The sequence below is a fragment of the Sorangium sp. So ce321 genome (assembly GCF_051530195.1).
Taxonomy (GTDB): Bacteria; Myxococcota_A; Polyangia; order Polyangiales; family Polyangiaceae; genus Sorangium.
This window is the reverse complement of the sequence record NZ_CP150329.1, coordinates 3,739,160-3,762,067: the sequence shown is the minus strand read 5'-3', so window position 1 is coordinate 3,762,067 and position 22,908 is coordinate 3,739,160. Positions and strand designations below refer to the sequence as shown.

General features: G+C 73.8%; 18 protein-coding genes. 9 read left to right on the top strand and 9 right to left on the bottom strand.

The genetic code is table 11. From position 1 onward, the window contains the following. Positions 1–48: 48 nt before the first annotated feature. The 3 genes from rpmG to WME89_RS14550 form a co-directional block, all read right to left on the bottom strand. Entirely contained in the window at positions 49–210 is a 162-nt protein-coding gene (gene rpmG, locus WME89_RS14560) for a 50S ribosomal protein L33 (RefSeq protein ID WP_061616520.1), read from the bottom strand. 194 nt (positions 211–404) lie between these two features. Then, positions 405–1,346, bottom strand: coding sequence for an RNA recognition motif domain-containing protein (locus WME89_RS14555; RefSeq protein ID WP_438009773.1), 942 nt, complete (start codon positions 1,344–1,346; stop codon positions 405–407). Positions 1,347–2,004: 658 nt separating this feature from the next. After that, the gene (locus WME89_RS14550; protein WP_438009772.1) at positions 2,005–2,982 is read right to left on the bottom strand and encodes a prolipoprotein diacylglyceryl transferase; all 978 of its coding nucleotides are present in this window, start codon (positions 2,980–2,982) and stop codon (positions 2,005–2,007) included. 246 nt (positions 2,983–3,228) lie between these two features. Here WME89_RS14550 and WME89_RS14545 point away from each other — a divergent pair, with 246 nt between their 5' ends. From WME89_RS14545 to carB, 5 genes are all read left to right on the top strand, one after another. Then, positions 3,229–3,756: a MogA/MoaB family molybdenum cofactor biosynthesis protein gene (locus WME89_RS14545; protein ID WP_437625783.1), complete on the top strand. Its 528-nt coding sequence runs from the start codon at positions 3,229–3,231 to the stop codon at positions 3,754–3,756. Continuing rightward, positions 3,753–4,970 (top strand): molybdopterin molybdotransferase MoeA, encoded by a 1,218-nt coding sequence (locus WME89_RS14540; protein WP_438009771.1) that lies wholly within the window; start codon positions 3,753–3,755, stop codon positions 4,968–4,970. Before WME89_RS14545 ends, WME89_RS14540 begins: the two co-directional genes overlap by 4 nt. A 209-nt stretch (positions 4,971–5,179) precedes the next feature. Continuing rightward, positions 5,180–6,898, top strand: a complete 1,719-nt coding sequence (locus tag WME89_RS14535) for a carbamoyltransferase family protein (RefSeq protein WP_438009770.1) — start codon at positions 5,180–5,182, stop codon at positions 6,896–6,898. 368 nt (positions 6,899–7,266) lie between these two features. Continuing rightward, complete coding sequence (gene carA, locus WME89_RS14530; protein ID WP_438009769.1) at positions 7,267–8,427, top strand: glutamine-hydrolyzing carbamoyl-phosphate synthase small subunit; 1,161 nt, start codon at positions 7,267–7,269, stop codon at positions 8,425–8,427. A gap of 2 nt (positions 8,428–8,429) precedes the next feature. Next, on the top strand, positions 8,430–11,702 hold the full coding sequence (gene carB, locus WME89_RS14525) for a carbamoyl-phosphate synthase (glutamine-hydrolyzing) large subunit (RefSeq protein ID WP_438009768.1): 3,273 nt from the start codon (positions 8,430–8,432) through the stop codon (positions 11,700–11,702). A gap of 277 nt (positions 11,703–11,979) precedes the next feature. On the opposite strand, the gene WME89_RS14520 is transcribed toward carB, so the two are convergent. Next, positions 11,980–13,125: a collagen-like protein gene (locus tag WME89_RS14520; RefSeq protein ID WP_438009767.1), complete on the bottom strand. Its 1,146-nt coding sequence runs from the start codon at positions 13,123–13,125 to the stop codon at positions 11,980–11,982. After that, positions 13,122–13,496 carry a hypothetical protein gene (locus WME89_RS14515; protein ID WP_438009766.1) on the bottom strand — a complete coding sequence of 125 codons (375 nt, stop codon included), beginning with the start codon at positions 13,494–13,496 and terminating at the stop codon, positions 13,122–13,124. Before WME89_RS14515 ends, WME89_RS14520 begins: the two co-directional genes overlap by 4 nt. A 360-nt stretch (positions 13,497–13,856) precedes the next feature. Between WME89_RS14515 and WME89_RS14510 the strand changes: the two genes are divergently transcribed. Continuing rightward, positions 13,857–14,144 carry a TMEM165/GDT1 family protein gene (locus WME89_RS14510; RefSeq protein ID WP_437309708.1) on the top strand — a complete coding sequence of 96 codons (288 nt, stop codon included), beginning with the start codon at positions 13,857–13,859 and terminating at the stop codon, positions 14,142–14,144. A gap of 28 nt (positions 14,145–14,172) precedes the next feature. Here WME89_RS14510 and WME89_RS14505 read toward each other — a convergent pair whose 3' ends face one another. From WME89_RS14505 to WME89_RS14490, 4 genes are all read right to left on the bottom strand, one after another. Next, positions 14,173–14,790 carry an HMA2 domain-containing protein gene (locus tag WME89_RS14505; RefSeq protein ID WP_438009765.1) on the bottom strand — a complete coding sequence of 206 codons (618 nt, stop codon included), beginning with the start codon at positions 14,788–14,790 and terminating at the stop codon, positions 14,173–14,175. Beyond that, complete coding sequence (locus tag WME89_RS14500; protein ID WP_438009764.1) at positions 14,787–15,071, bottom strand: hypothetical protein; 285 nt, start codon at positions 15,069–15,071, stop codon at positions 14,787–14,789. Before WME89_RS14500 ends, WME89_RS14505 begins: the two co-directional genes overlap by 4 nt. Further along, positions 15,068–18,256, bottom strand: coding sequence for a cation-translocating P-type ATPase (locus tag WME89_RS14495; protein ID WP_438009763.1), 3,189 nt, complete (start codon positions 18,254–18,256; stop codon positions 15,068–15,070). The genes WME89_RS14500 and WME89_RS14495 overlap by 4 nt, the downstream gene beginning before the upstream one ends. A 117-nt stretch (positions 18,257–18,373) precedes the next feature. Then, positions 18,374–19,474 (bottom strand): polyprenyl synthetase family protein, encoded by a 1,101-nt coding sequence (locus WME89_RS14490; RefSeq protein ID WP_438009762.1) that lies wholly within the window; start codon positions 19,472–19,474, stop codon positions 18,374–18,376. Positions 19,475–19,737: 263 nt separating this feature from the next. Here WME89_RS14490 and WME89_RS14485 point away from each other — a divergent pair, with 263 nt between their 5' ends. From WME89_RS14485 to WME89_RS14475, 3 genes are all read left to right on the top strand, one after another. Beyond that, a complete protein-coding gene (locus tag WME89_RS14485; protein WP_438009761.1) occupies positions 19,738–20,130 on the top strand; it encodes a hypothetical protein in 393 nt (130 codons plus the stop codon). Positions 20,131–20,286: 156 nt separating this feature from the next. Further along, entirely contained in the window at positions 20,287–21,537 is a 1,251-nt protein-coding gene (locus tag WME89_RS14480) for a TolC family protein (protein ID WP_438009760.1), read from the top strand. After that, a complete protein-coding gene (locus WME89_RS14475; RefSeq protein ID WP_438009759.1) occupies positions 21,534–22,892 on the top strand; it encodes an efflux RND transporter periplasmic adaptor subunit in 1,359 nt (452 codons plus the stop codon). Before WME89_RS14480 ends, WME89_RS14475 begins: the two co-directional genes overlap by 4 nt. The last annotated feature ends 16 nt before the right edge of the window (positions 22,893–22,908 follow it).

Here is a 22,908-nt window from a genome sequence, read left to right as displayed (position 1 = left end):
GCCCGCATGCGCGGGCCCCGGCGGCAGCAGCCAGCGGTGCAGCGTGGCCTAGCCCTTCGAGATCTTGCCCTCTTTGTGCTCGGTGTGCTTGCGCTCGGTCGGGCAGAACTTCTTGATGACGAACTTGTCCGTCATCGTCCGCTTGTTCTTCGTCGTGTGATAGTTCGCGCGGCCGCAGGTGCCGCACGTGAGCTTGATGATGTCGCGCATCGGAGGTCTCCGAGGACAGGGCCGGCCTGTTTCCACAGACGGCCCTGGTTGAACCTGGGCGCGGGCAGCACGGGAAGCGCTGACACCGCAACCGAAGGGGCCCCAGAGGACGTGAGCGGGGTCAACGACGCCCGTCCGCCCGTCCGGAGGGCGCCTACCCTACGGGAAACGGTGCAGTTGTCAACCGGGAGAGCTCATTCGTCATCCCAGTCGTCACCGGTGCGGCCGGTATCCCATTTCTTGTTGTTGCTGCGACGGCCGGCGCCTCCGGCACCACCACCAGCGCCGGGAGGGCCGTCGCCGTCGTGAGCGCCGCGCCGCCGGCGATCGTCGAAGGTCTTGCGCGCAGGGGGCGGAGGCGCGCCGCCGCCAGTCCCACCACCACCACCACCGAAGCCGCCGCCGCCGCCGGCGAAGCCGCCGCCACCACCGCCGAAGCCGCCGCCGCCACCGGCGAAGCCGCCGCCGCCACCGGCGAAGCCGCCGCCGCCGAAGCCGCCCGGGCGCTCCTCGCGCGCCGGTCGCTCGCCCTTCGGGTGAGCGAGGTTGACGACCAGCCGCCGGCCGCGCACGTCGGCGCCGCGCAGCCCATCGATCGCGGCGCGCGCCGCCTCGGCGCTGGCCATCGTCACGAAGCCGAACCCGCGCTTGCGACCATCAGGATCCATGGGGAGGTGGACCCGCACCACCGGACCGGCGCCCGTCGCTCCGATGAGCCCCTCGACCTCCTCGACGCTCGCGTCGTAGGGGAGGTTGCCGACGTAGAGGGTGCGATCCGGCGCCGCGGCTGCCCCACCGCCCATACCGCCGCCGGGGCCGCCAGGACCGGCGCCAGGACCCCCGCCAGGGCCCATGGGGCGCCCCTCGCGCCGCGGCGGCTCGGCCTGGAAGGGCCGGACCGAGATCGATTTCCCGCCCTGAAATGAGCCGTCGAGCGACTCGCGCGCGGCGTTGGCTTCGCCGGTCGTCGAGAGCGTGACGAAGCCGAACCCGCGCGGACGACCTGTCGCGCGATCTTTCGGAAGACTGACCTCGACGACGTTGCCGCCGGTGGCCTCGAAGAGCTGCCGCAAAACGTCTTCGGTGATGGAGTCGGGCAAGCCCGCCACGAACAACTTACGCGAATCTTCAGCCATTGTAGAAAAACCTGGGGTTGGCCCCTGCGTTCCCTCTTTTTTGGTCCACTCGCTCCGTGATCGATGTCGATGATGCGGAGCCTCTCGCGAGCGCGCCTCGATCGATCCCTCCTTCGGCGGAAGGAGCAACCGAGCTCAATCGAGCGAAGGTCGGCGGGCCGACCCTCTGGTGCAAACTCCACCCCACGATATCTAGTGCCCCAGGCGCGTCAAGGGACCCGCCGCGGGCGAGCGAGCCAAATGCAAGCCCGCGAGGAGCACTCCCGACCCCGCGCCCCGGGCGCGGACCCGATGGGAAGGGCGGCAGCGCACGGCCTCCGCCGCCTCCCGCCTCCGTCACAGGCGGGCGGTGCAGGACCAGCGCTCGGGAAGATCGAGTGGTCCAGCGCTGACCAGCTCATGAGGGCATCACCCGACGTCGCGCTGTCCACCACGACCGGGCGCCGGCGTCTGGATCCCAGAAATCCCAATGAAAATGAGGGTATCGCGCCACGCGGGGGGCGGGGGCTCGACGCGCTTGCCCAGCAGACCGACGTCTCCCCTGGACCGGTGGCCTGCCCGAGAGCGCCAGTCGCCCCTCCTGTCCGCCTGAATCGACGAAGGAGCTGCCCGACGGCCCGGGGCCCCTGAGGCCCGCGGGAGAACGGCCCTCGGAGGACTACCGGCCGGCGCGGGCGCGAGGCGCGCGGGGCTCGTCGGCCTCGCCGTCTTTCTCGTCTTCTTCCGCGTCCTCGTCGTCGGACGGATCGTCGTCCGCGACGCGAGGCTCGCCGCCGAGCGTGCCGGTCCCGGCGCTCGACGGCTCGCCGCGCGCCGCCATGCGCAGGAAGTAAATGCCCAGCGCGAGCAGCCCGAAGCAGGCCCACTGCGCCGGCGTGAGGCCGCCGTACCGAGGATCGCCGCCGAGGAGCGTGCCCTCGCGCTCGCGCAGGAAGTCGAGCCCGAACCGCACCGGAGCGTACGCGGTGCACATCACCCCGGTGTAGAACCCGAGGGGGCGATGGGGGTTCCTGCGCCAGAGCACCGCGAACGCGATCGCGAGCGGGATCGTGAGCAGGCACTCGTAGAGGCCGAGATCGAACCGACCCACGTGACCGGTGCCGAGCGGGTAACGGACCGCGAACCACGCGTCGGAGAGGCGGCCCGGGTGATCGTGGACCGAGGCGCAGCCAGCGCGCCCGAACACCCACGCGAGCGGGAACGCGCTATTGACGACCTCGCAGTAGGGCAGGATCTTCTCGCGACGATAGAAGCGCCACGACGCGGCGCCGATCAACGCGCCAGTGAAGCCGCCGAAGCTCGACAGGCCATCCCAGAGCGCGAAGAGGTAGAGCGGATCGCGCGCGACCCGCTGCGGGTGATAGAAGATCGCGTCGAAGACGTGCCCGCCGATGAACCCGGCCGCCACGACCCAGAAGATGAACTCGCTCATCTTCTTCTCGTCGAGCCGCCGCTCGCGCGCGTGCCGCGTCGCGACCACGGCGCCGATGTAGACGCCGAGCGCCACCAGCGTGCCGAACGGCTTGATCGAGGGCGGCTTGGCCGGATCGATGAACTGGCCCACGATCGGGATGTGCTCCAGGAACGAGAGCGGGATCTCGGGGAGCTGGATGTAAGGGATCAGGGGGCCGGACACGCCGCTCCCCTAGCGCAGCGGCGATGCGAAAGCCATCCACCGTCGAGGACACCGTCGCGATACGCCCGCGGCGCGACGCCGGACCCGCGCGCCAGCGCTGACGGCGCGCCGCGCGACGAGAGGCGGCGAGCCCGCCCGCGCCCGGGCGGCCACGGCGTCGCCGGCGTCCGCGAGGAGGCCCGGGGCGGCCGCGACCACGTCATCAAGTGTTCGCCAACCGCCGGCGACAGGCGTAGATCTCGCCGCATGAGCCGTTCCCCCGTGCGCGTCGCCACGCTGACGCTCAGTGACACCCGCACCCTCGACGATGACGAGGGCGGAAAGCTCCTCGGTGAGCTCCTGACGAGCGCCGGGTTCTCCGTGACGTCCCACGCCGTCCTGCGCGAAGAGCCAGAGCTCCTGCGCGCGGCCATCGAGCAGATCGCGAGCGCAGGGACGGCCGACGCGATCGTCACCACCGGCGGGACCGGGATCGCGCCGCGGGACCGGACCTTCGAGGCGCTGGCGCCGCTCTTCGAGAAGACGCTCGACGGGTTCGGCGAGGCGTTCCGGCGCCTGAGCTGGGACGCGATCGGGCCGAACGCGATCCTGTCGCGCGCCGCCGCGGGCGTCGTGCGCGGGCTCGTCGTGATCGCGCTCCCGGGCAGCCCGAAGGCGGTGGAGCTCGCGGTCGCGCAGCTCATCGGCCCGGTCCTCGCGCACGCGGTAGCGCTCGCGTCCGGCAAGGGCGGCCACCACCACCGGCAACCGCAGGACAAGGAGCAGCGCGGATGATCCCCTTCGACGAGGCGCTCGCGCGGCTGCTCGCGACCGCGGTCCCGGTCGGCCCGGAGCGGGTCTCGCTCGACGACGCGGTCGGGCGCGTGCTCGCCGAGGACATCGCGGCTGCCGACGCGATGCCGGCCTTCGACTACAGCTCGATGGACGGCTACGCCGTGGCGTCGGCCGACCTCGCGGGCAGCGGGCCCTGGAAGCTCCCCGTGCGCGGCGAGAGCGCGGCCGGCCGGCCGCTGCCGGCGCTCGACCCGGGCACGGCGTGCCGGATCTTCACCGGCGCGCGGCTGCCGCCCGGCTCGGACACGATCGTGCCGCAGGAGGACGTGGCGCGGACCGGCGACGAGATCGCCCTGCGGGAGGCGCCGCGCGCGGGCGCCTGGGTGCGGCGCCGGGGCGCGGATCTCGCGGAGGGCGCCGTCGCGCTGCGCCGAGGAGCGCGCCTCACGCCGGGCAAGGTCGCGCTCGCGGCGGCGCTCGATCGGCCGAGCGTCCTCGTCGCGCGCCGCCCCGTGATCACGGTGCTGTGCTCCGGCGACGAGCTGCGCGCCCCCGGCTCGCCCGGCGTCGCCGGCTCGGTGCCTGAATCGAACAGCTACTTCGTCGCCGCGACAGCGCGCGCGGCGGGCGCGGCGGTCCGCGTGGCGCCCTTCGTCCCCGACGACGCGGCGCGCGCCGCCCAGGCGGTATCGACGGCGCTGCGCGGGTCGGACCTCGTGGTGACCGTCGGGGGCGTGAGCGTCGGCGACCACGACGTGGTCAGGCCCGCCCTCGAGGCCGCGGGCGTGACGCTCGACTTCTGGCGCGTCGCCATCAAGCCGGGCAAGCCGCTCGCGGTCGGGCGCGCCGAGCTCTCGCGCGGCGGCGTCGTGCACGTGCTCGGGCTGCCGGGCAACCCGGCCTCCGCCTCGCTCACGTTCATCCTCTTCGGCGTGCCGCTGATCCGCGCCCTCCAGGACGACGCGACGCCGCTGCCGCCGCGCGTGGTCGTCCGCGCGGCCGGCGGCCTGCGGCGCCAGACCGGGCGCGCCGAGTTCCTCCGCGCGCGCCTCGAGGTCTCGGGCGGCGAGCTCGTCGCGCGCGTCGCCTCGAACCAGGCGTCCGGCGCGGTGACGAGCTTCGCCGACGCCGACGCGCTCATCGTCGTGCCGGCCGATCAGGACCGCATCGACGACGGCGACCGGCTCCAGGCCATCCGCCTCGCCGAGATCTGAGCGCGCGGGGGGGCCTGCGCACGCGCGTTCACACGGCCGCGAACCGCTGCGCGCGGCCGAGCGACTTGCAGCGCGGCGCGCGCCTTCGCCTCACGATCGACGCGCGCTGACGTCGCTCCTCCGCACGCGAGCGCGATGATCACGACCGCGCGCTCGCGGGGAGCGCTCACCTTGACCGTCGCGCGAGGGCACCAGAAGATGGCCATCGCATGCTCATCCTCGGCATCAACGCCTACCACGGTGACGCGTCGGCCGCGCTGCTCGTCGACGGACAGCTCGTCGCGGCAGCGGAGGAGGAGCGGTTCAGCAGGATCAAGCACTGCGCGGGCTTCCCTCGGCTCGCGGTCGAGTACTGCCTCGGCGCCGCCGGCGCGCGCGTCGAGGACATCGATCACATCGCGATCGGGCGCGACCCGAGGGCGCACCTCGGCGACAAGCTCCTCTACGCGCTGACGCGGCGCTCGCCGGCCGGGCTCCTCAAGGGCTCGTTCAGCGCGAGCGACCCGAAGGTGCACCTCGGCGCCGCGCTCGGCATCGACCCGAAGCGCATCCGCGCCGCGTCGCACAGCGTCGAGCACCACCGCGCGCACCTCGCCTCCGCGTTCTTCCCCTCGGGCTTCGACGACGCGGCCGTCGTGTCGATCGACGGCTTCGGCGACTTCGTCAGCACGATGTGGGCGCGCGGCCGCGGCAACAAGCTCGAGATCCTCCGGCGCGTCGGCTTCCCGCACTCGCTCGGGCTGTTCTACTCGGGCCTGACGCAGTACCTCGGCTTCCCCAAGTTCGGCGACGAGTACAAGGTGATGGGGCTGTCGGCCCACGGACAGCCGGAGCTGCTCGACAAGCTCCGGCAGGTGGTGCGCGTCAAGAACGGGGCCTTCGAGCTCGGGCTCGAGTACTTCCAGCACCACACGAAGGGCATCGCGATGACCTGGGAGGGGGAGCCGCGCTACGGGACCATCCACTCCGAGCGCCTCGTCGACCTGCTCGGCCCCGCCCGCAGCCCGAAGAGCCGGATGGAGGACCGCTTCAAGGCGGTCGCCGCCTCGACGCAGGCGGTGTTCGAGGAGGTCTACTTCGAGCTGCTCGCGACGGCGAAGCACCTCACCGGCTCGCCGCGCCTCGCGCTCGCGGGCGGCTGCGCCTACAACTGCGTGGCCGCCGGGAAGATCCGGCCGAAGGGGCTGTTCGAGGACGTCTTCATCCAGCCCGCGGCCGGCGACGCCGGCACGTCGTTCGGCGCGGCGCTCTACGTCTACCACCACACCCTCGGCAACCCCCGCCGCTTCCACCAGACGCACAGCTACTTCGGCCCGGCCTTCTCGCAGGAGGCGATCGAGGAGCTGCTCCGGAAGGAGCAGGTCGCGTTCGAGACGCTCCCGGACGACGACCTGATCCCCCGCGTCGCCAGGGCCATCGCCGAGGGCAAGGTGGTCGGCTGGTTCCAGGGGCGGATGGAGTACGGCCCGCGCGCGCTCGGCAACCGCAGCATCCTCTGCGACCCGCGGCGCACGGACATGAAGGACATCATGAACGAGCGGATCAAGCGCCGCGAGGTGTTCCGCCCGTTCGCGCCAGCCCTCCCCCTCGAGCGCGTGGGCGACTACTTCGAGCAGACCTCGCCCGATCCGTTCATGGTCAGGGTCTCCCGGATCAGGCCCGAGCGCCGCGCCGAGATCCCCGCCGTGACCCACGTCGACGGCACCGGCCGCCTCCAGACGGTCACCGCCGAGGAGAACCCGCGCTACCACGCGCTCCTCCACGAGTTCGGCCGGCTCACGGGCACGCCCGTGCTCCTGAACACATCGTTCAACGCGAGCGAGCCGATCGTTTGCACCCCCAAGGAAGCGCTCGATTGCTTCCTCCGGACGAAGATGGACGTGCTCGTCCTCGAGCGGGCGTACCTGGATCGCGCGCCCGCGCCGTAGACAGGCCCGCGCGCCGCCGGGCGGGCTCGTGAAATGCTCGCGAAAAGCGCGCTGGAAGCGGCCGGGAACGCTCAGGCGAAAGTTCCTGGTTGACGTGGAGCGAGGGGACGGCAAATGGGCGTCCCCGGCATGTGGAAGAACGGGACGGCGGGCGCCATGCCCACCTCGACGGAATGCCGGAGCGCGCGGCTCTGGCGACCGGAGGTGCTTGAACGCCCAGCCTCGAGCATGATGCCGGCCCGTCGCGCGGCGTGCGCGCGGACCTGGTACCCCATGGGCCCTCGGCGCGGCACGCGCTCTCGGCCCCTCCTGCGTAAGGGTCCGCGCCGCGGCGGCCCAGGCGGTCAAAGAGGATGGATGCGAATCGGATGAAGCTCGTACTCGAAGACGGCACGACGATGACGGGCCGGTGCTTCGGCGCCCCGCGCGCGGTGAGCGGCGAGGTCGTCTTCAACACCGGCATGACGGGGTACGTCGAGACGCTCACGGATCCGTCGTACAAGGGGCAGATCCTCGCGATCACGTACCCGCTCGTGGGCAGCTACGGCGTGCCCGCGCCGCGGCAGGCCGGCAGCGTCGACGGGCCCTACGAGGCCGACCGGATCCAGGTGCAAGGGCTCGTCGTCCAGAACTACGTCGAGCGCTACAGCCACCACGCTGCGGTCCGCTCGCTCGGCGCCTGGCTCGCGAGCGAGGGCATCCCGGCGATCACGGGGATCGACACGCGCACGCTGACGCGGCGGCTCCGCGAGGCGGGCACCATGAAGGGCTGGCTGTTCCCGGCCGAGATGGACCTGGAGCGGGTGAAGCGCTCGGCCGAGGCCGTCGACATGCGCGAGGAGGTGTTCCGCGCCGTCTCGCCCCGCGAGCCGGTCACGTACGAGGGCGGCCCCCTGAAGGTGCTGCTGATCGACGCGGGCGCGAAGGACAACATCGTCCGCTCGCTCCTGAAGCGCGGCGTCACCGTCATCCGCGCCCCCTACCACGCGAAGATCGCCGAGCTCGCCGAGAGCGCGGACGGCGTCCTCATCGGCAACGGCCCCGGCGACCCCAAGGACCTCGGCCAGCTGGTCGCCGCGGTGCGCGGCCTGCTCGGCACGTACACCAAGCCGATCTTCGGCATCTGCCTCGGCAACCAGATCCTCGCGCTCGCCGCCGGGGGCGACACCTACAAGCTGCCGTACGGGCACCGCGGGGTGAACCAGCCGGTGCAGGACCTCCTGAGCCGCCGCTGTTACGTCACGAGCCAGAACCACGGGTACGCGGTGAAGCACGAGTCGCTCCCCGCGGAGTGGGAGCCCTGGTTCATCAACATCAACGACGGCACCAACGAGGGCATCCGCTCGCGGCTGCGCCCCTTCTTCAGCGTCCAGTTCCACCCCGAGGCGACGCCGGGGCCCGAGGACGCGGGGTACCTCTTCGACGACTTCCTGCGCCTCTGCGGCGCGATGAAGGGGTCCGCCGATTCGCGATTCAAGACCGCAGGGACCGCCAGCGCGGAGCCCCGCCCCACCGCAGGAAGGAGCTGAGCATGTACGGCGCCTATCTCCCCAAGAAACCCCGGCGCGTCCTCGTGCTCGGCTCCGGCGCGCTCCAGATCGGTCAGGCCGGCGAGTTCGACTACTCGGGGTCCCAGGCGATCAAGGCCCTCAAGGAAGAGGGGATCGCCACCGTCCTCGTGAACCCCAACATCGCCACCATCCAGACGAGCGAGGGGCTCGCCGACCGCATCCACCTCTGCGCGGTCACCCCGGAGTTCGTCGAGCGGATCATCGTCAAGGAGGAGGTCGACGCGATCGCCCTCTCCTTCGGCGGGCAGACGGCGCTCAACTGCGGGCTCGAGCTCCACGACGCCGGGATCCTCGACAAGTACGGCGTGCGGGTGCTCGGGACGCCGATCAAGGCGATCCGCGACACCGAGGACCGGCGGCTCTTCATCGACCGCCTCGATGAGATCGGCGTGAAGACGGCCCGGAGCCGCGCCTGCCGCACGCCCGCCGAGGCCGTGGCCGCGGCGCGCGAGATCGGCTTCCCCGTGATGCTCCGCGGCGGCTACGCGCTCGGCGGCAAGGGCAGCGGCATCGTCGAGAGCGAGCGCGACCTCGACGACGCCGTGCGGCGCGGCTTCGCCGGCGGCGTGCCCCAGGTGCTCGTCGAGGAGTGCCTCCGCGGCTGGAAGGAGATCGAGTACGAGGTCGTCCGCGACGGGCGCGACAACTGCATCACCGTCTGCAACATGGAGAACCTCGATCCGATGGGGATCCATACCGGGGAGTCGATCGTCGTCGCCCCGTCGCAGACGCTGAACGACGAGGAGTACCAGCTCCTCCGCTCCGTGGCGCTGAAGACCATCCGCCACCTCGGCATCGTGGGCGAGTGCAACATCCAGTATGCGCTCGACCCGTACAGCACCGATTACCGGGTCATCGAGGTGAACGCGCGCCTCTCCCGGTCGAGCGCCCTGGCCAGCAAGGCGACGGGGTACCCGCTCGCCTACGTCGCCGCGAAGATCGCCGTCGGCTACACGATGCCGGAGATCGCCAACGCGATCACCCGCAGGACGACCGCCTTCTTCGAGCCCGCGCTCGACTACCTCGTCTGCAAGATGCCCCGCTGGGATCTGGCCAAGTTCCGCGGCGCCTCGACCCGGATCGGCAGCGAGATGAAGAGCGTCGGCGAGGTCATGGCCATCGGCAGGACGTTCCCCGAGGTCATCCAGAAGGCGCTCCGGATGCTCGACATCGGGGTGAAGGGGCTCGACCCCGACGCGTTCACCTTCGAGGACCTCCCCGACGCGCTGAAGAACGCGACGCCGCACCGGATCTTCGCCGTCGCCCGCGCGCTCCAGGAGGGGATGTCGGTCGACGCGATCCACGATCTCACCAAGATCGACCGGTGGTTCTTGAACCAGATCGAGCCCGTGGTGCGGATGCACCGGGATCTGAAGGCGCTCAAGGTCGCCGTCCCGGCGCAGGCCGACAAGGCCGCGCCGGCGCAGGAGCCCGCGATCGGCGAGGCGATCCTCCGGGAGGCCAAGCAGCTCGGCTTCAGCGACCGGATGATCGGCACGCTGACGGGCGCGGCGCGCGGCTCGATCCGGGAGCTCAGGAAGCGGCACGGCGTCGTGCCGCACCTCGCCCAGATCGACACGCTCGCGGCCGAGTTCCCCGCCGAGACGAACTACCTCTATTCGAGCTACCACGCGTCGGCCACGGACGTCGCGCCGTCCTGGCGGAAGAAGATCATGGTGCTCGGCTCCGGCGCCTACCGCATCGGCTCGAGCGTCGAGTTCGACTGGTGCTGCGTCAACGCGATCCGCGCGGCCTCGGAGCTCGGCTACGAGACCATGATGCTGAACTACAACCCGGAGACGGTCAGCACCGACTACGACACGTGCGACAAGCTGGTCTTCGACGAGATCAGCTTCGAGACGGTGCTCGACATCTACGAGCGGGAGCAGCCCTACGGCATCGTGGTCAGCATGGGCGGGCAGGTCCCGAACAACCTGGCGCTCCGGCTGCACCAGGCGGGGGCGCGCATCCTCGGCACGAGCGCGGGGAGCATCGACGCCGCCGAGGACCGGAAGAAGTTCAGCGATCTGCTCGACCGGCTGGAGATCGACCAGCCGCGCTGGGCGCACGTCACCGACGCGGCCGAGGCGGGCGAGATCGTGAAGAAGCTCGGCGGCTTCCCCGTCCTCGTGCGCCCGAGCTACGTGCTGAGCGGCGCGGCCATGAGCGTGGCGCACGAGCCCAACGAGCTCGATCGCATCCTCGCCCGGGCCAAGGCCGTCTCCCCCACCTACCCCGTGGTCGTCTCGAAGTTCGAGACCCACGCCCGCGAGGTGGAGATCGACGCGGTCGCCGACCGCGGGGAGATCGTCCTCTGGGCGATCAGCGAGCACGTGGAGAACGCCGGCGTCCACAGCGGCGACGCGACGCTCGTCCTGCCCCCGCAGTCGCTCTACATCGCGACGATCCGCAGGATCAAGCAGATCGCCCAGCAGGTGGCGCGGTCGCTCTCGATCACCGGGCCGTTCAACATGCAGTTCCTCGCCAAGCACAACACCGTGAAGGTGATCGAGTGCAACCTGCGCGCGTCGCGGAGCTTCCCCTTCGTGTCCAAGGTGACGGGGAACAACTTCGTCCGGGAGGCGATGCGCAGGATGCTGGGCGTGTCGCAGCCGGTCGAGAACCGCGGGCTCGACCTCGATTACGTGGCCGTCAAGGCGCCGATGTTCTCGTTCTCGCGCCTCGTGGGGGCCGATCCGATGCTCGGCGTCGAGATGGCGAGCACGGGCGAGGTCGGCTGCTTCGGGGACGACATGCACGAGGCGCTGCTCCACGCGCTGCTCGCGACCGGCTTCCGGTTCCCGAAGAAGGGCGTGCTGCTCTCGCTCGGGCCGCTGGAGGACAAGTACTGGTTCGCCGACGAGGCGCGGATCATCGCCGAGCACCTCAAGCTCCCCATCTTCGCGACGCCGGGCACGGCCGAGGCGCTGCGGGCGCTCGGGCTCGCGTGCACGAGCCTCGCGAAGCAGCCCGACGAGGGGGAGACGGCGATGAGCGCGATCGAGCAGGGGAAGGTCGACCTCGTGATCAACATCCCCCGCGAGTACGACCAGCTCGGCCGGCCGGACGGCTACCTGATCCGCCGGCGCGCGGTCGACGCGAACATCCCGCTGATCACGGACCTCCAGCTGGCGCGCGCGGTCATCGGGGCGATGCGCGCCAAGCGGATCGAGGACCTGCGGACCCTCGCCTACGACGAGTACATCGCGCGCAGCCCGGTGGCGCTGCGCTGACGCGCGGCCGCGCGCCCCTCGACGGGGGCGCGCGGCGCCTCTCTCCAGAGACCATCGAGCCGACGGCGGGAGGCTCCCGCGGCGCCTGACGGCGGGAGCGCCGCGGACGGCGCGCTCGGTCGTTCGTGACGATGAACCAGCCGTTCACGACCGAGCCGGTGACCTGGACTCAGTCGTTCGTGACGATGAACCAGCCGTTCACGGCCGGACCGGTGACCTGGACTCAGTCGTTCGTGACGATGAACCAGCCGTTCACGGCCGGGCCGGTGACCTGGACTCAGTCGTTCGTGACGATGAACCAGCCGTTCACGATCGAGCCGGTGCCCTGGATCGCGCTGGCGCCGTCGTTGCGAAGGCACATGCCGACGTTCCAGTTCCCCTCCCCGAGCACCGTCGTGGCAGAGACCGAGTAGGTGGCGCGCGTCGCCGAGAACGGGTGGTGCGCGAAGCCAGGCCCGAAGAAGTTGACGATCTCGCCGGTGCCGCCGACCTGCTGATAGCAGAGGCCCACCATGGAGATCTGCGGGGAAGCGCCCGCTGCCAGGCCCAGCGCCACGGAAGCCGAGCCGGTCACGCGCTGGCTCCTCCCGGTGATCGTCACCGACCCCGGAGGACCGACGAAATTGTAGATGGCGCTGTTGCCGGTGAAGTTGCCCCCCACGTTGCCCGCCAGCGCGATGGTCGCGAGGACGCCGGACGGCCCGACCGGCCCCTGGGGGCCCTCCGGCCCCTCGGGCCCAGACGGGCCCGCCGGCCCTTCAGGCCCCTCGGGCCCCGTCTCGCCAGGCGGACCAGCCGCACCCGGAAGCCCGATCGGCCCCTCGGGCCCGGGAGGACCCGCCGGCCCCGTCGGCCCTTCAGGACCCCTCTCGCCGGGCAGACCAGCCGGCCCCGCAGGCCCCGTCGGACCCGCAGGACCCTCGGGCCCCGCCGGCCCAGCGATGCCGCTCGAGTTGCCCACCCAGTTGCCGTTCTCGTCGATGACGACCTTGTCACCGATCTTCACCCGCTTCGGCGTGATCTCACCGACAGCGTTGTTCGCGACCAGCGCGTAAGGAACGCTCCCGATCGGAGAGCGAGGCGCCATCTCCGGATCGTCCCCGACCGTGATTCCCAGGTAGCGAACCGAGCCGTTGAAGACCTTCGCCGCCTGCTCCTCGTCGAGCTCGAGAACCGTGGAGAAGTAGCCGTCCTCGAACGAGATCGCGATCGACTCGCTCCAGACGGGATCCTCGTCGCCCTCGGCGGCGTAGATGGCGAACGTCACCGGGAGCGCGTCATTCACCGGATCGCCGTTGGCCGAGAAGAGCCGGCCCTGATGCGTGATCTGCGTTGGCACCGCGGCGGCCGCGCCGCGCACGACGAAGGCCGAGGCGGCGAGGAGGACACACACCGCGAGGACACGCCGTCCTATCCCGTTCATGGCAAGCTCCCGTTGGCCCCGACCAGACCGCCCTGCATGCGGTAGCTCGGTGAGGTCGTCTTTCCCTGATTCTGAGTCGGCTGACCGAGCGTGAAGACCATGCGATAGCTCGGACTCCGCACGACCTCGCCCGCGCTGACCACATCGCTCGCGGCGACGCCCCGGTCCGCGACCTCGGCCTTCCCGCCCGCGCCACCCCCGCCGCTCGCGGCCACCTGCGAGACAGCCTCGCCACCACCGCCGCCGGATCCCCCGACGCCCGTCGCGCCCGCCGCCACCCTTGCGTCGTCCGTGCCGCAGCTGCAGCCAGGCGACACGGCGAAGGACGCAACAGACAGGCCAAGCCACGCAGAAAATTGCAATCGCGTCATCAACGTGTCCCCCTCTGCTTCCGGGGCTTACGATCCGCAGCAGGAAGGTACGCGGCCCGGCGTCAAGGTTCAATCAATTCCCGAGATATCGCGAGGCCTGACCGCTTTATGTCGGGGCCAACGAGCGCGCCACCAGGACGAAGACGCGCCGAAACACCGCCGCGACGAGGAGATGTCCAGAGGCGAGGCGCCCGGCGAGAAACAACACCTCTCCGGCGGAATGCTCTCCCTCCGCCCTTTTCTGCCGCCGGCGACGTGAGGCGCGCCACGACGAGCCGAGTCGATGGCTCGACCGACGGCCGCGCTCCGGGTCGGCCCGACCCGAGGAGCCCTGGACGGCGGGGCGTGCTTTTCTAGGGCATGGATCTGAAAGTCCTTCTGGCGACCTTCTGGACGGTGTTCCTGGCCGAGCTCGGCGACAAGACGCAGCTCGCTGTGTTCACGCTGGGCGCGGCCGGGAAGAGCCGCGTTTCCGTGTTCATCGGCGCGTCCGCCGCCCTGGTGCTGAGCACGCTCATCGCCGTCGCGCTGGCCGAGGCGGTCAACTCTCGCATCAACCCGCGCTGGACTCAGGGGCTCGCGGGCGCCCTGCTCATCGTGATGGGCGGCATCTACCTGGTTGGCGCGCTCCGGCCGGGCGCGGGCTAGGCCGCCGCGCCGGCGCGGCGCCGCGCGGCTAGCGCTCGCCGCGAGGGGGGGCCGCCGCGCCAGGGCCGCCACCCGCGAAGGCCGGGTCGGACGGCGCGTCGCCGCCGAGGGCGGTGCGCAGCTCCTCCGACACCGCCCCCGGGTTGAACGTCATGAACGACCGGAGCGACCACCAGAGCAGATTGAACCACGCGGGCGCAGGCAGCCTGCGCGTCACGCCGACCTCGGCGAGCCCCGCCGTCGCGAACACGACCGGCAAGAGGGTGCCGAGATCCGCGCGGTAGTCCATCGCCTCGCGCACGTCCGCGTTGATCGCGGCGACGGCGTGCGCGACGGCGCGGGCGACGCGCGTCGGGCCAGGGTGCGCGTCGGGACGCGGCGCGACGAGCAGGTGGCCCTCGTCGTCGCGCGCCTCGTTCACCAGCTCGGCGAGCCGGCCGCGGAGCCGCTCCGGATCGAGCGCGCCCTCGAGGCGCTCGACGATCACGGAGCCGGTGGCCGGGCGGACCGTGACGACCTCGCAGCCGGGATCGGCCGCGAGCTGCTCCGCGACGCGCTCGCACGCGCGGCGGTGGCCGGCCAGCGCGGGCGCGCGCAGGCGGACGCGCCGCTCGAGGGCGTGGGCGACGAGCACCGGCGCCTTCATAACGGCTCGCCGTGGAGCGCGGAGGCGCCGTTGGTCCGCCGCGGCGCGCGCTCGCGGCGCGCCGCGCCGCCGGCCCTGCGCCGCGCGCGCTCGACGACCTCGGCCCAGACATCCTCGGCGTGCTCCCGCTGGCGCTCGACCAGGGCGACGCCGAGCCGGCCCAGGTGGAGCCCGAGCGCCGCGATCTCGACGACCACGGGCCGGAGGTGCTGCTTGTTGCCCATCAGGAGGACAGCGCTGCCGACCCCCAGGGCGAACGACGGTGGATGGAACCTCATCATGCCGTGTCTCCCTCGCGCGCGGCCTGATCTGCGCGCGCGGCGTTGACTGTGTTGACGATCGCGATCTCGCGGCCGGCGCCCGCGGAGAGCCCCCCGGGGCCGCGGAGCAGGGAGGGCAGCGCGCCCACGGCGACGGCCAGCGCGAGCTCCCCGGCGCGGAGGCGCTGCGCCCCGAGCAGGCGGCGGAGCGCAGGGGAGCCGAGCGCGAGCGCCTGGAGCGCGGACGTCGCGGCGAGCGCGCGGGCGACGTGGGGGTTGTCGGCGCGGGGCGAGGGCTCCGGGTCGCGTCCCGCGACGCCGGCGCGGCACGCGAGGATGTGAAGCAGCTGCGCGGTCACGAGCGCGGTGAACGCCCTCGTCCCCGCGGCGGCGCGGCCGCCGAGCGCGTACGCCGCGAGCGAGGCGCCGGACATGCGGGCCGCGTCCGCGGCGAGCGCGCGGACGTCGCGCGGGCCGAATAACCGCGCCCGAGGGTCGCGCGGGGGGCGTCGCATGACGCCAGGCTCGGCCGGCTCGAGCGCGAGCGCGAGCGCGGGCGCCACGTCGGTGAGGAGGTTGATCCAGAGGAGCTGAAGCGGGGTGAGCGGCGAGGCGCCGGCCAGGGCGCCGGCCAGCATCGCGAGGACCTCGCTCGCGTTCGTCGCGACGAAGTACGCGATCGCGCGGCGGACGTTGTCGTGCAGCCGCCGGCCCTCGCAGACCGCCTCGGTGAGGCTCGGCAGGTCGTCCTCGGCGAGGACCACGTCGGCCACGGCCCGCGCGATGTCCGTCCCGCGCTTGCCCATGGCCACGCCGACGTCGGACGCCTTGAGCGCGGGCCCGTCGTTCACGCCGTCGCCCGTCATCGCCACGATCTCGCCGCGCCGCTGGAGCGCCCTCACGATGTCGAGCTTGGCCTCGGGCGTGACCCGGCTGTGCACCGCGTCCTCCGGGATGCCGAGCTCGGCGCCGATCGCGCGCGCGGTCCGCTCCTGGTCGCCCGTGAGCATCAGCGCGCGGATGCCCGCGCCGGAGAGGGTCGCGAGCGCCTCCTTGACGCCTGCCCGCGCGGGGTCGCGGAGCCCGACGAGGCCGGCGAGCACGAGCGGGGCGTCGTTGTCCGGCCGGCCGTTCTGCCGCCACGCGAGGGCGAGCACGCGCAGGCCGCGCGAGGCCATCGCCTCGTTGCGCCGGAGCACCTCGCCGCGCGCCTCGCCGAGCGCGTCGCAGCGCGCGACGACCTGCTCGGGCGCGCCCTTCACGAGCTCGATGTGCCCGAGCTCCGGGTGGTCGTGGACCGTCACCATGAACGCGCGCTCGGCCGAGCGGCGCTCCTCGCTCACGCGCCGCGCCGCGAGGCGCCGCGCGCACACGGGGTAGCCGGCGGCGAGCGCGAACTCGACCAGGGCGCGCTCGGTGCCGCTGCCCTGGACGACCTTGCCCACCTCGCTCAGCTCGACGTCGGCGTTGAGGGCGGCGATGCGCGCGAGCGCGTGCACGGGCGCGGCGCTCGGGGCGACCTCGCGCCCGTCCTCGCCGAAGAGCGCGATGCCGCGCGGCGGCCCGGCGCCGTCGCCGCGCGCGGCGCGCTCGGCCTCCACGCGCGCGGCGCCCCGCGCGCGCGCGGCGACCCGCAGCGCGCCCTCGCCGGGGAGGAAGATCTCGGCGACCCGCATCCGGTTCTCGGTGAGCGTGCCGGTCTTGTCGGCGCAGACGACGCTCACCGCGCCGAGCGTCTCGGCCGCGGCCAGGCGGCGGATCACGATGCCGCGGCCGCGCAGGCGGCGGCTCGCGAGCGCGAGCGCGGTGGTGCCCACGGCGGGGAACCCCTCGGGGATGGCGGCGACGCCGAGGGCGACGGCGCTCCGCGCGAGCGCGCGGAGCGGCCTCCGGCGCGCGAGGCCGACGGCCACCACCGCCGACGAGCTCGCGAGCGCGAAGACCGCGAGGCGCCGGCCGATCCAGGCGAGCTCCTGCTCGAGCGGCGGGGTGCGCTCGCCCTCGCGGGACAGCGCGCGCTGGATGTCGCCGAGCGCGGTCCGCCGGCCCGTCGCGACGACCACCGCCGCCCCCTCGCCCGAGGCGATCGTGGTGCCCGCGTACACCATGCTGCGGCGGTCGGCGAGGGGCGCGCCCTCCTCGACCTTCGCCGGGCCCTTCTCGGCGGGCTCGCTCTCGCCGGTCAGCGTGCTCTCGTCGGCGGCGAGACCGCGCGCGGCGGAGAAGACGACGCGCGCGTCCGCCGCGACGGGCTCGCCGGCGCGCAGCGCGAGGACGTCGCCGGGGACGAGCTCCGAGGCCGCGAGCCGCTGCTCGCGCCCGTCGCGCACGACGCGCGCCCACCCGACCCGGAGGTCGCCCCAGGCGTGCAGGAGCTCCTCGGCGCGCGACTCGGTGTACGTGCCCACCGCGGCGTTGGTGCCGACGACGAGGAGGACGGCGCCCGCGTCGAACACGTCGCCGAGCGCCAGCGAGAGGCCCGCCGCGCCGAGGAGCAGCGCGGTGGGGACGGTGAAGATCTGGCCGGCGAGGATCTCGATCGGCGAGCGGGTCGCGACGCCCGCGAGCTCGTTCGGGCCGACCGCGCGGAGCCGGCGCTGCGCCTCGGCGGCGTCGAGCCCCACGCGCGGATCGACGCCGAGGGCGCGGGCGACGTCGCGCACGTCCTCGGCGTGGGCGCGGGGAGCGGCGGCGAAGCGGCGAGCGCCCTCCCCTTCGCCCCGCCCGGCGGCCGCGTGCTCCTGGCCGTCGGCCGGCGCCGGCGTCCCGCCGCGAGCGACGTCGCCCGCCGCGCCGTCCTCACGCCGCGCGCGGCGCGCCGCGCGGACGAGCGCGCCCACGCCCTCGAGCACGGCGCGCGCCGCGCGGCGCGCGGAGGGCGGCGGCGGGGCGCCCGGTACGACGTGCGCGTCGAGCACGGCGGCCGCCGCCTCCGCCGCGTCCTCCCGCACCCGCACGAGCACCCGTCCTGTCCGCGCGCTCGCCCGCGCGGACAGGACCCCGGGGACCGCGGCGAGGTCCCGCTCGATGCGCGCGACGCGCGCAGGGTCCCCGAACAGGCCGGCGACCTCCGCGCGCACCCGCGCGACCTCTGCGCGCCCGTGCAGATCGCGCCCAGGCGCGGTGCGCAGCCGCCGCGCGCGCTCGCCGGCGCGGCCCCGACCCCCCGCAGCGTGCCCGATGCAGCCTGTGCCCGAACGCTCCATGATCCTCCGCGCTGGGCCGGAGCCCCTCCGGAGCCCTTTTCAAAGCTCGAGCCAGCGCCCGTGTGCGAGCCGGCCACAGCGACCCGCCGCGGCGGCGCGCCGGGGGCCCGGGCCGCGTCAGCCGTAGCTCTGCTTGAGCTGCTCGATCTCGCGCTCGAGCTCGACCACCGCCGGCGCGCCCCCGACCGCGGCGCCGAGCCTGGCGAGGGCGCCGCCGAGGTGGTCCGCGACGCGGCTCCGGCCGAGCGCCTCGACCCGCTCACGGAGCAGCTCGGCGACGCTCCGGAGGTCGCGCTCGTCGTCGGCGAGGCAGAGCCGCCGCTGGGCGTCGGCGAAGGTCCCCGGATCGGCGACCTCGGCGAGCCACGCCCAGGGCCACGTCGAGCGGCGGTGGCGCAGGTCCTCGAGCCCCTTGTCCGCGCGCGCCCTGGAGGTGATGCCGCCGAGATCGTCGAGCATCTGCAGCCCCACGCCGACGTCGCGGCAGCACCGCGCGACGCTCCGCACGAGCAGCGCCCGCGCGCTCGCCGCGCGCGCGCCGACGTAGCCGCAGAAGCCCATCAGGCTGCCGGTCTTGAGCCGCGTGATGCTCGACACGACCCGGGGCACGAGCGGCTGCTCGAGCTCCCCGACGCGCACGGTGAGATCGAGCGCCTGCCCCTCGTGGCAGCGCATGAGGGTGCGGCCGAGGCGGCGGTAGATCGCGAGGCGGGTCGCGGCGCCGAGGGGCGCGCGGCCGAGCAGGTCGAACGCCCAGAAATACATCCAGTTGCCGGTGTTGATGGCGAGCGGCACCCCGCAGACGCGGTGCAGCGCCGGCGCGCCGCGCCGCGCGGCGGAGTCGTCCTGGACATCGTCCACGATGAGCGAGCCGGCGTGGAGGATCTCCACGAGGAGCGGCAGCTCGTCGGGCAGCTCCTCTGCCTCACCGCCGCCGAGCGCCCAGCAGAGCGCCACGAGCCGGGCGCGGAAGTCCTTGCCAGGGCGCTGCAAGAAGTCCTGCGCCGGCCCGGCCAGCGCCTTGCTCCACAGCTCCTCCGGCAGCGCCAGGGGGGGCGCGCCCCGCGCCGCGCCGAGCGCCCGCTGCAGCGCGCAGGTGAGCGGCGTGTCGCGCAGCTCCGCTTCGGAGAGGGGGCCCGTCTTCACCTGTCGCCCGCCGGCGGGGTGCTCGTCGAGGAGCAGGGGCGCCGGAGCAAGGCGCGACCGCGGCTCGCTCATGGGTCCGTTGCTCTCCGGCAGACCGGGTGACACGGCGCTGCGCCCCCGTCGCGCTCGACTCCGTCGCGTTCCGATGACCACGCGCGCAGCATCCATCGCCTGTCCGAGGAGCGCCAGGGCCGCGCTGGACGCCGTGCGCGACGTAGTCGCCAGCGTCCAGCGGGACCGTCCGAGGAATCCGAGGAAGAGGACCGTAACGCGGCAAGAGCGCGCCGCGCTTCCGCCTTGACGCCCCGTGAGGGCGCGCCTCATCCTCATCGAGCATGCTCCGCGTCCGGCACGCGCAACGACGGCGTGGCCCGCTCCTCCGCTGGCTCGTCGCGGCGTTGTCGCTCGTGGTCGTCATCGGCCTGCTCGGCCAGGGGCACACCTTCCAGACGTTCGGCATCGCCGTCGCCTGCACGCACCCGGCGACGACCGCCCTCGTCGATGGAGACGAGGACGGCGGGGGAGACGGCGGCTCGCACAGCGACTGCCCCCCCGACTGCCACGATTGCGCCTGCGGTCACGTCCCCATGACGCTGCCGCTCGTGGAGCCGCCCGTCCTCTGCGTCCTGCTCGCGGCCTACGACCTCGAGGAGCTGGCGCCGCTGGAGATGCCGGGGCGCGCGCCGCTCGGCCGCCTCGAGAGACCGCCCCGCGACCCGCGCGCCTGAGGGCCCCGCGTCAGGAGAGGCGCACCGCGCCGGAACGCGACCGCGTGCTTCACGCGCCGCGCTCGCCGCGCGGCGGGCGCACGCCGCCTCGCCTCGACTGATGACCGGGATCGACGCGGCTCTTGCACGAGCGCTGTGCGCTCGGGGTTGCCTGCCATGTCTCGTTTGTTCGCGCGAGCTCCGTTCCTCATCGCTCCTCTCCTCGTCCTCTCCGCCGTCTTTGCCCCCGGGGTCGCCCTCTCCGCCGAGGCGCCGCTCACCCGCGCCCGGGTGGCGGAGCTGGCCCGCGCCTCGCCGGCGTCGCGCGTCGCCGCGGCCGAGGTCGCGGTCGCTCGCGCCGCGGCCGGCGCGTCGGGCGCGCTGTCGCTCGAGAACCCGGTCCTCGCCGGCGCGGGCGGCGTCCGCCTCAACCCCGACGGGAGCAAGCCGGTCGCGGCCACGGCGTCGCTCGCCTGGCCGATCGATCTCGGCGGCCAGCGCGGGGCCCGCGTCGGCGCCGCCGAGGCCGAGCTGCGCGCCGCGGAGAGCGCCGCCGAGGACAGCCGGCGCCGCCTGGTGCTCGCCGCGCTGCTCCAGCACGCCCTGGTGCTCCGCGACGCGCGGCAGGTCGAGCTCGCCCGGGCGCGGCTCGCGCTGGGCGAGCGGCTCCTCGCGGCGGCCGAGCGGCGGCGCAAGGCGGGCGAGGCGCCGGAGGTCGACGTCGCCGTCGCGTCGCTGCAGCGCGGCCGGGACGCGGCGGCCGAGGCGGCCTCGATGGGCGCGCGCGACGCGGACCTGGCTGCGCTGCTGGCGATGCTGGGGCTCCCCCCCGCGGCCGAGCCGGTCCGCGTCGAGGGCCCGCTCGTCGCCCCGGACGAGCCGCCTGCGCTGGCGGCGCTCCTCGATGGGCTCGAGCGGCGCACCGACCTGCGCGCCGCCGCGGCGTCGATCGACGCGGCCCGGGCGAGGTCGGCGCGGGAACAGACCGCCCGGTGGCCCACGGTCAACCTCACCGCCCAGTACGAGCGCGACGACGGCGCCAACATCGGGATGCTCGGGCTCGCCGTGCCGCTGCCCCTCCTCAACGCGAACCGGTCCGGCGCGGCGACCGCGGCGGCCGAGGTGGACGTCGCCGTGGCCCGGGCGGCCGCCGCGCGGGCCGCCGCGGCCGGGCACGCGCAGGAGCTCCACGCGCGGTACGCCGCCACCCGGCGGGCGCTCGAGGCCCTGACGCCAGGGGCAGCGCTGAGCGAGCGGGCGGCCGCGCTCGCCGCGCGCGGCTACGAGCTCGGCGAGAACGACCTGCCAAGCGTCCTGCTCGTCCGCCGCGAGGCGCTCGAAGCGCAGGCGGCGCTGCTCGACGCGGAGTACGCCCACGCGGCAGCGAAGATCGAGCTGCTCGTCGCCGCAGGGAGGGTGCCCCGATGAGCGCGAACGACAGGGGCAAGCTCGAGCTCACGCGCGGGACAGCCGCGGCGCTCGCCGCCGCGGCGCTCGCGGTCGTCGGCGCCGCCGTGGGGGCCACCGTGCTCATCGAGCACCGTGTGCACGGGCGCGGCGCCGAGGCCGCGCGCGGCGCGAGCGAGGCGCACGAGCACCCGCACGGCGACGATCGCGATCACGGCCACGAGGACCACGACCACGGGGACGAGGAGCACGGCCACGGCGAGGAGCCGGGGCATGGCCACACCGACACCGCGGGCCATGCGCGCGGCGGCGAGGACGAGCACGCCGGAGGGAAGCTCAGGCTCTCGCCGGCCATGATCGAGAACGCCGGGCTCGAGCTCCTGACCGCCGGGCCGGGCAGGGTCGCGGTCACCCTCCGGCTGCCCGGCGAGATCGCGCTCAACGCCGAGGGCGTGGCGCACGTGACGCCGCGCGTGCCCGGCGCGGCGCGGGAGGTCAAGAAGCAGCTCGGCGACGTGGTGGGGAAGGGCGACGTGCTCGCCGTCCTCGACAGCCGCGAGCTGGCCGAGCTGCAGCGCGAGCTCCTCGCCGCGAGGGAGCGCCTCACGCTGGCCGAGGCGAGCTACGCGCGGCAGGAGGCGCTCTGGAGAGAGCAGATCTCCGCCGAGAAGGAGTACCTCGCGGCGAAGCAGGCCGTGGCCGAGGCGCGGATCGAGCACCAGAGCGCGGCGCAGAAGCTCGGCGCCGCCGCGGGCGCGGGCAGCGGCAAGAGCGGCGGCTACGCGCTGATCGCGCCGATGGCCGGGACCATCATCGAGAAGCACATCGCGGTCGGGGAGGTGCTCAAGGAGGACACGCAGGTGTTCGTGATCGCGGACCTGTCGACCGTCTGGGTGAACGTGACCGTCTACGCGAAGGATCTCCACCGCGTGCGGGTCGGCCAGACCGCGTGGGTCACGGCCGAGGGCGCCCCGGCCGCGGCGCAGGGGACGGTGACCTACCTCGGGCACGTCCTCGACGAGGGCAACCGCTCCGCGAGCGCCCGCGTCGTGCTCCGGGAGCCCGACGCGGGCTTTCGCCCGGGGCTGTTCGCGACCGTGGACGTGCGCGTCGAGGAGGTGGACGCGCCGGTGGTCGTCTCGGACGAGGCGATCCAGCGCGTCGACGGCGAGGAGGTCGTCTTCGTCCAGGAAGGCGACGCCTTCGAGGCGCGCCCGGTGAAGCTCGGCCGCCGGGGGGTCGCGGACCTCACACGGCAGGGCGCGCGCGTCGTGGAGATCGAGGCGGGCGTGTCGCCGGGCGAGCGCTACGTGGGCAAGAACAGCTTCGTCCTGAAGGCAGAGCTCGGCAAGTCCGAGGCCGGCCACCAGCACTGAGGAGCGCCGCACCCCC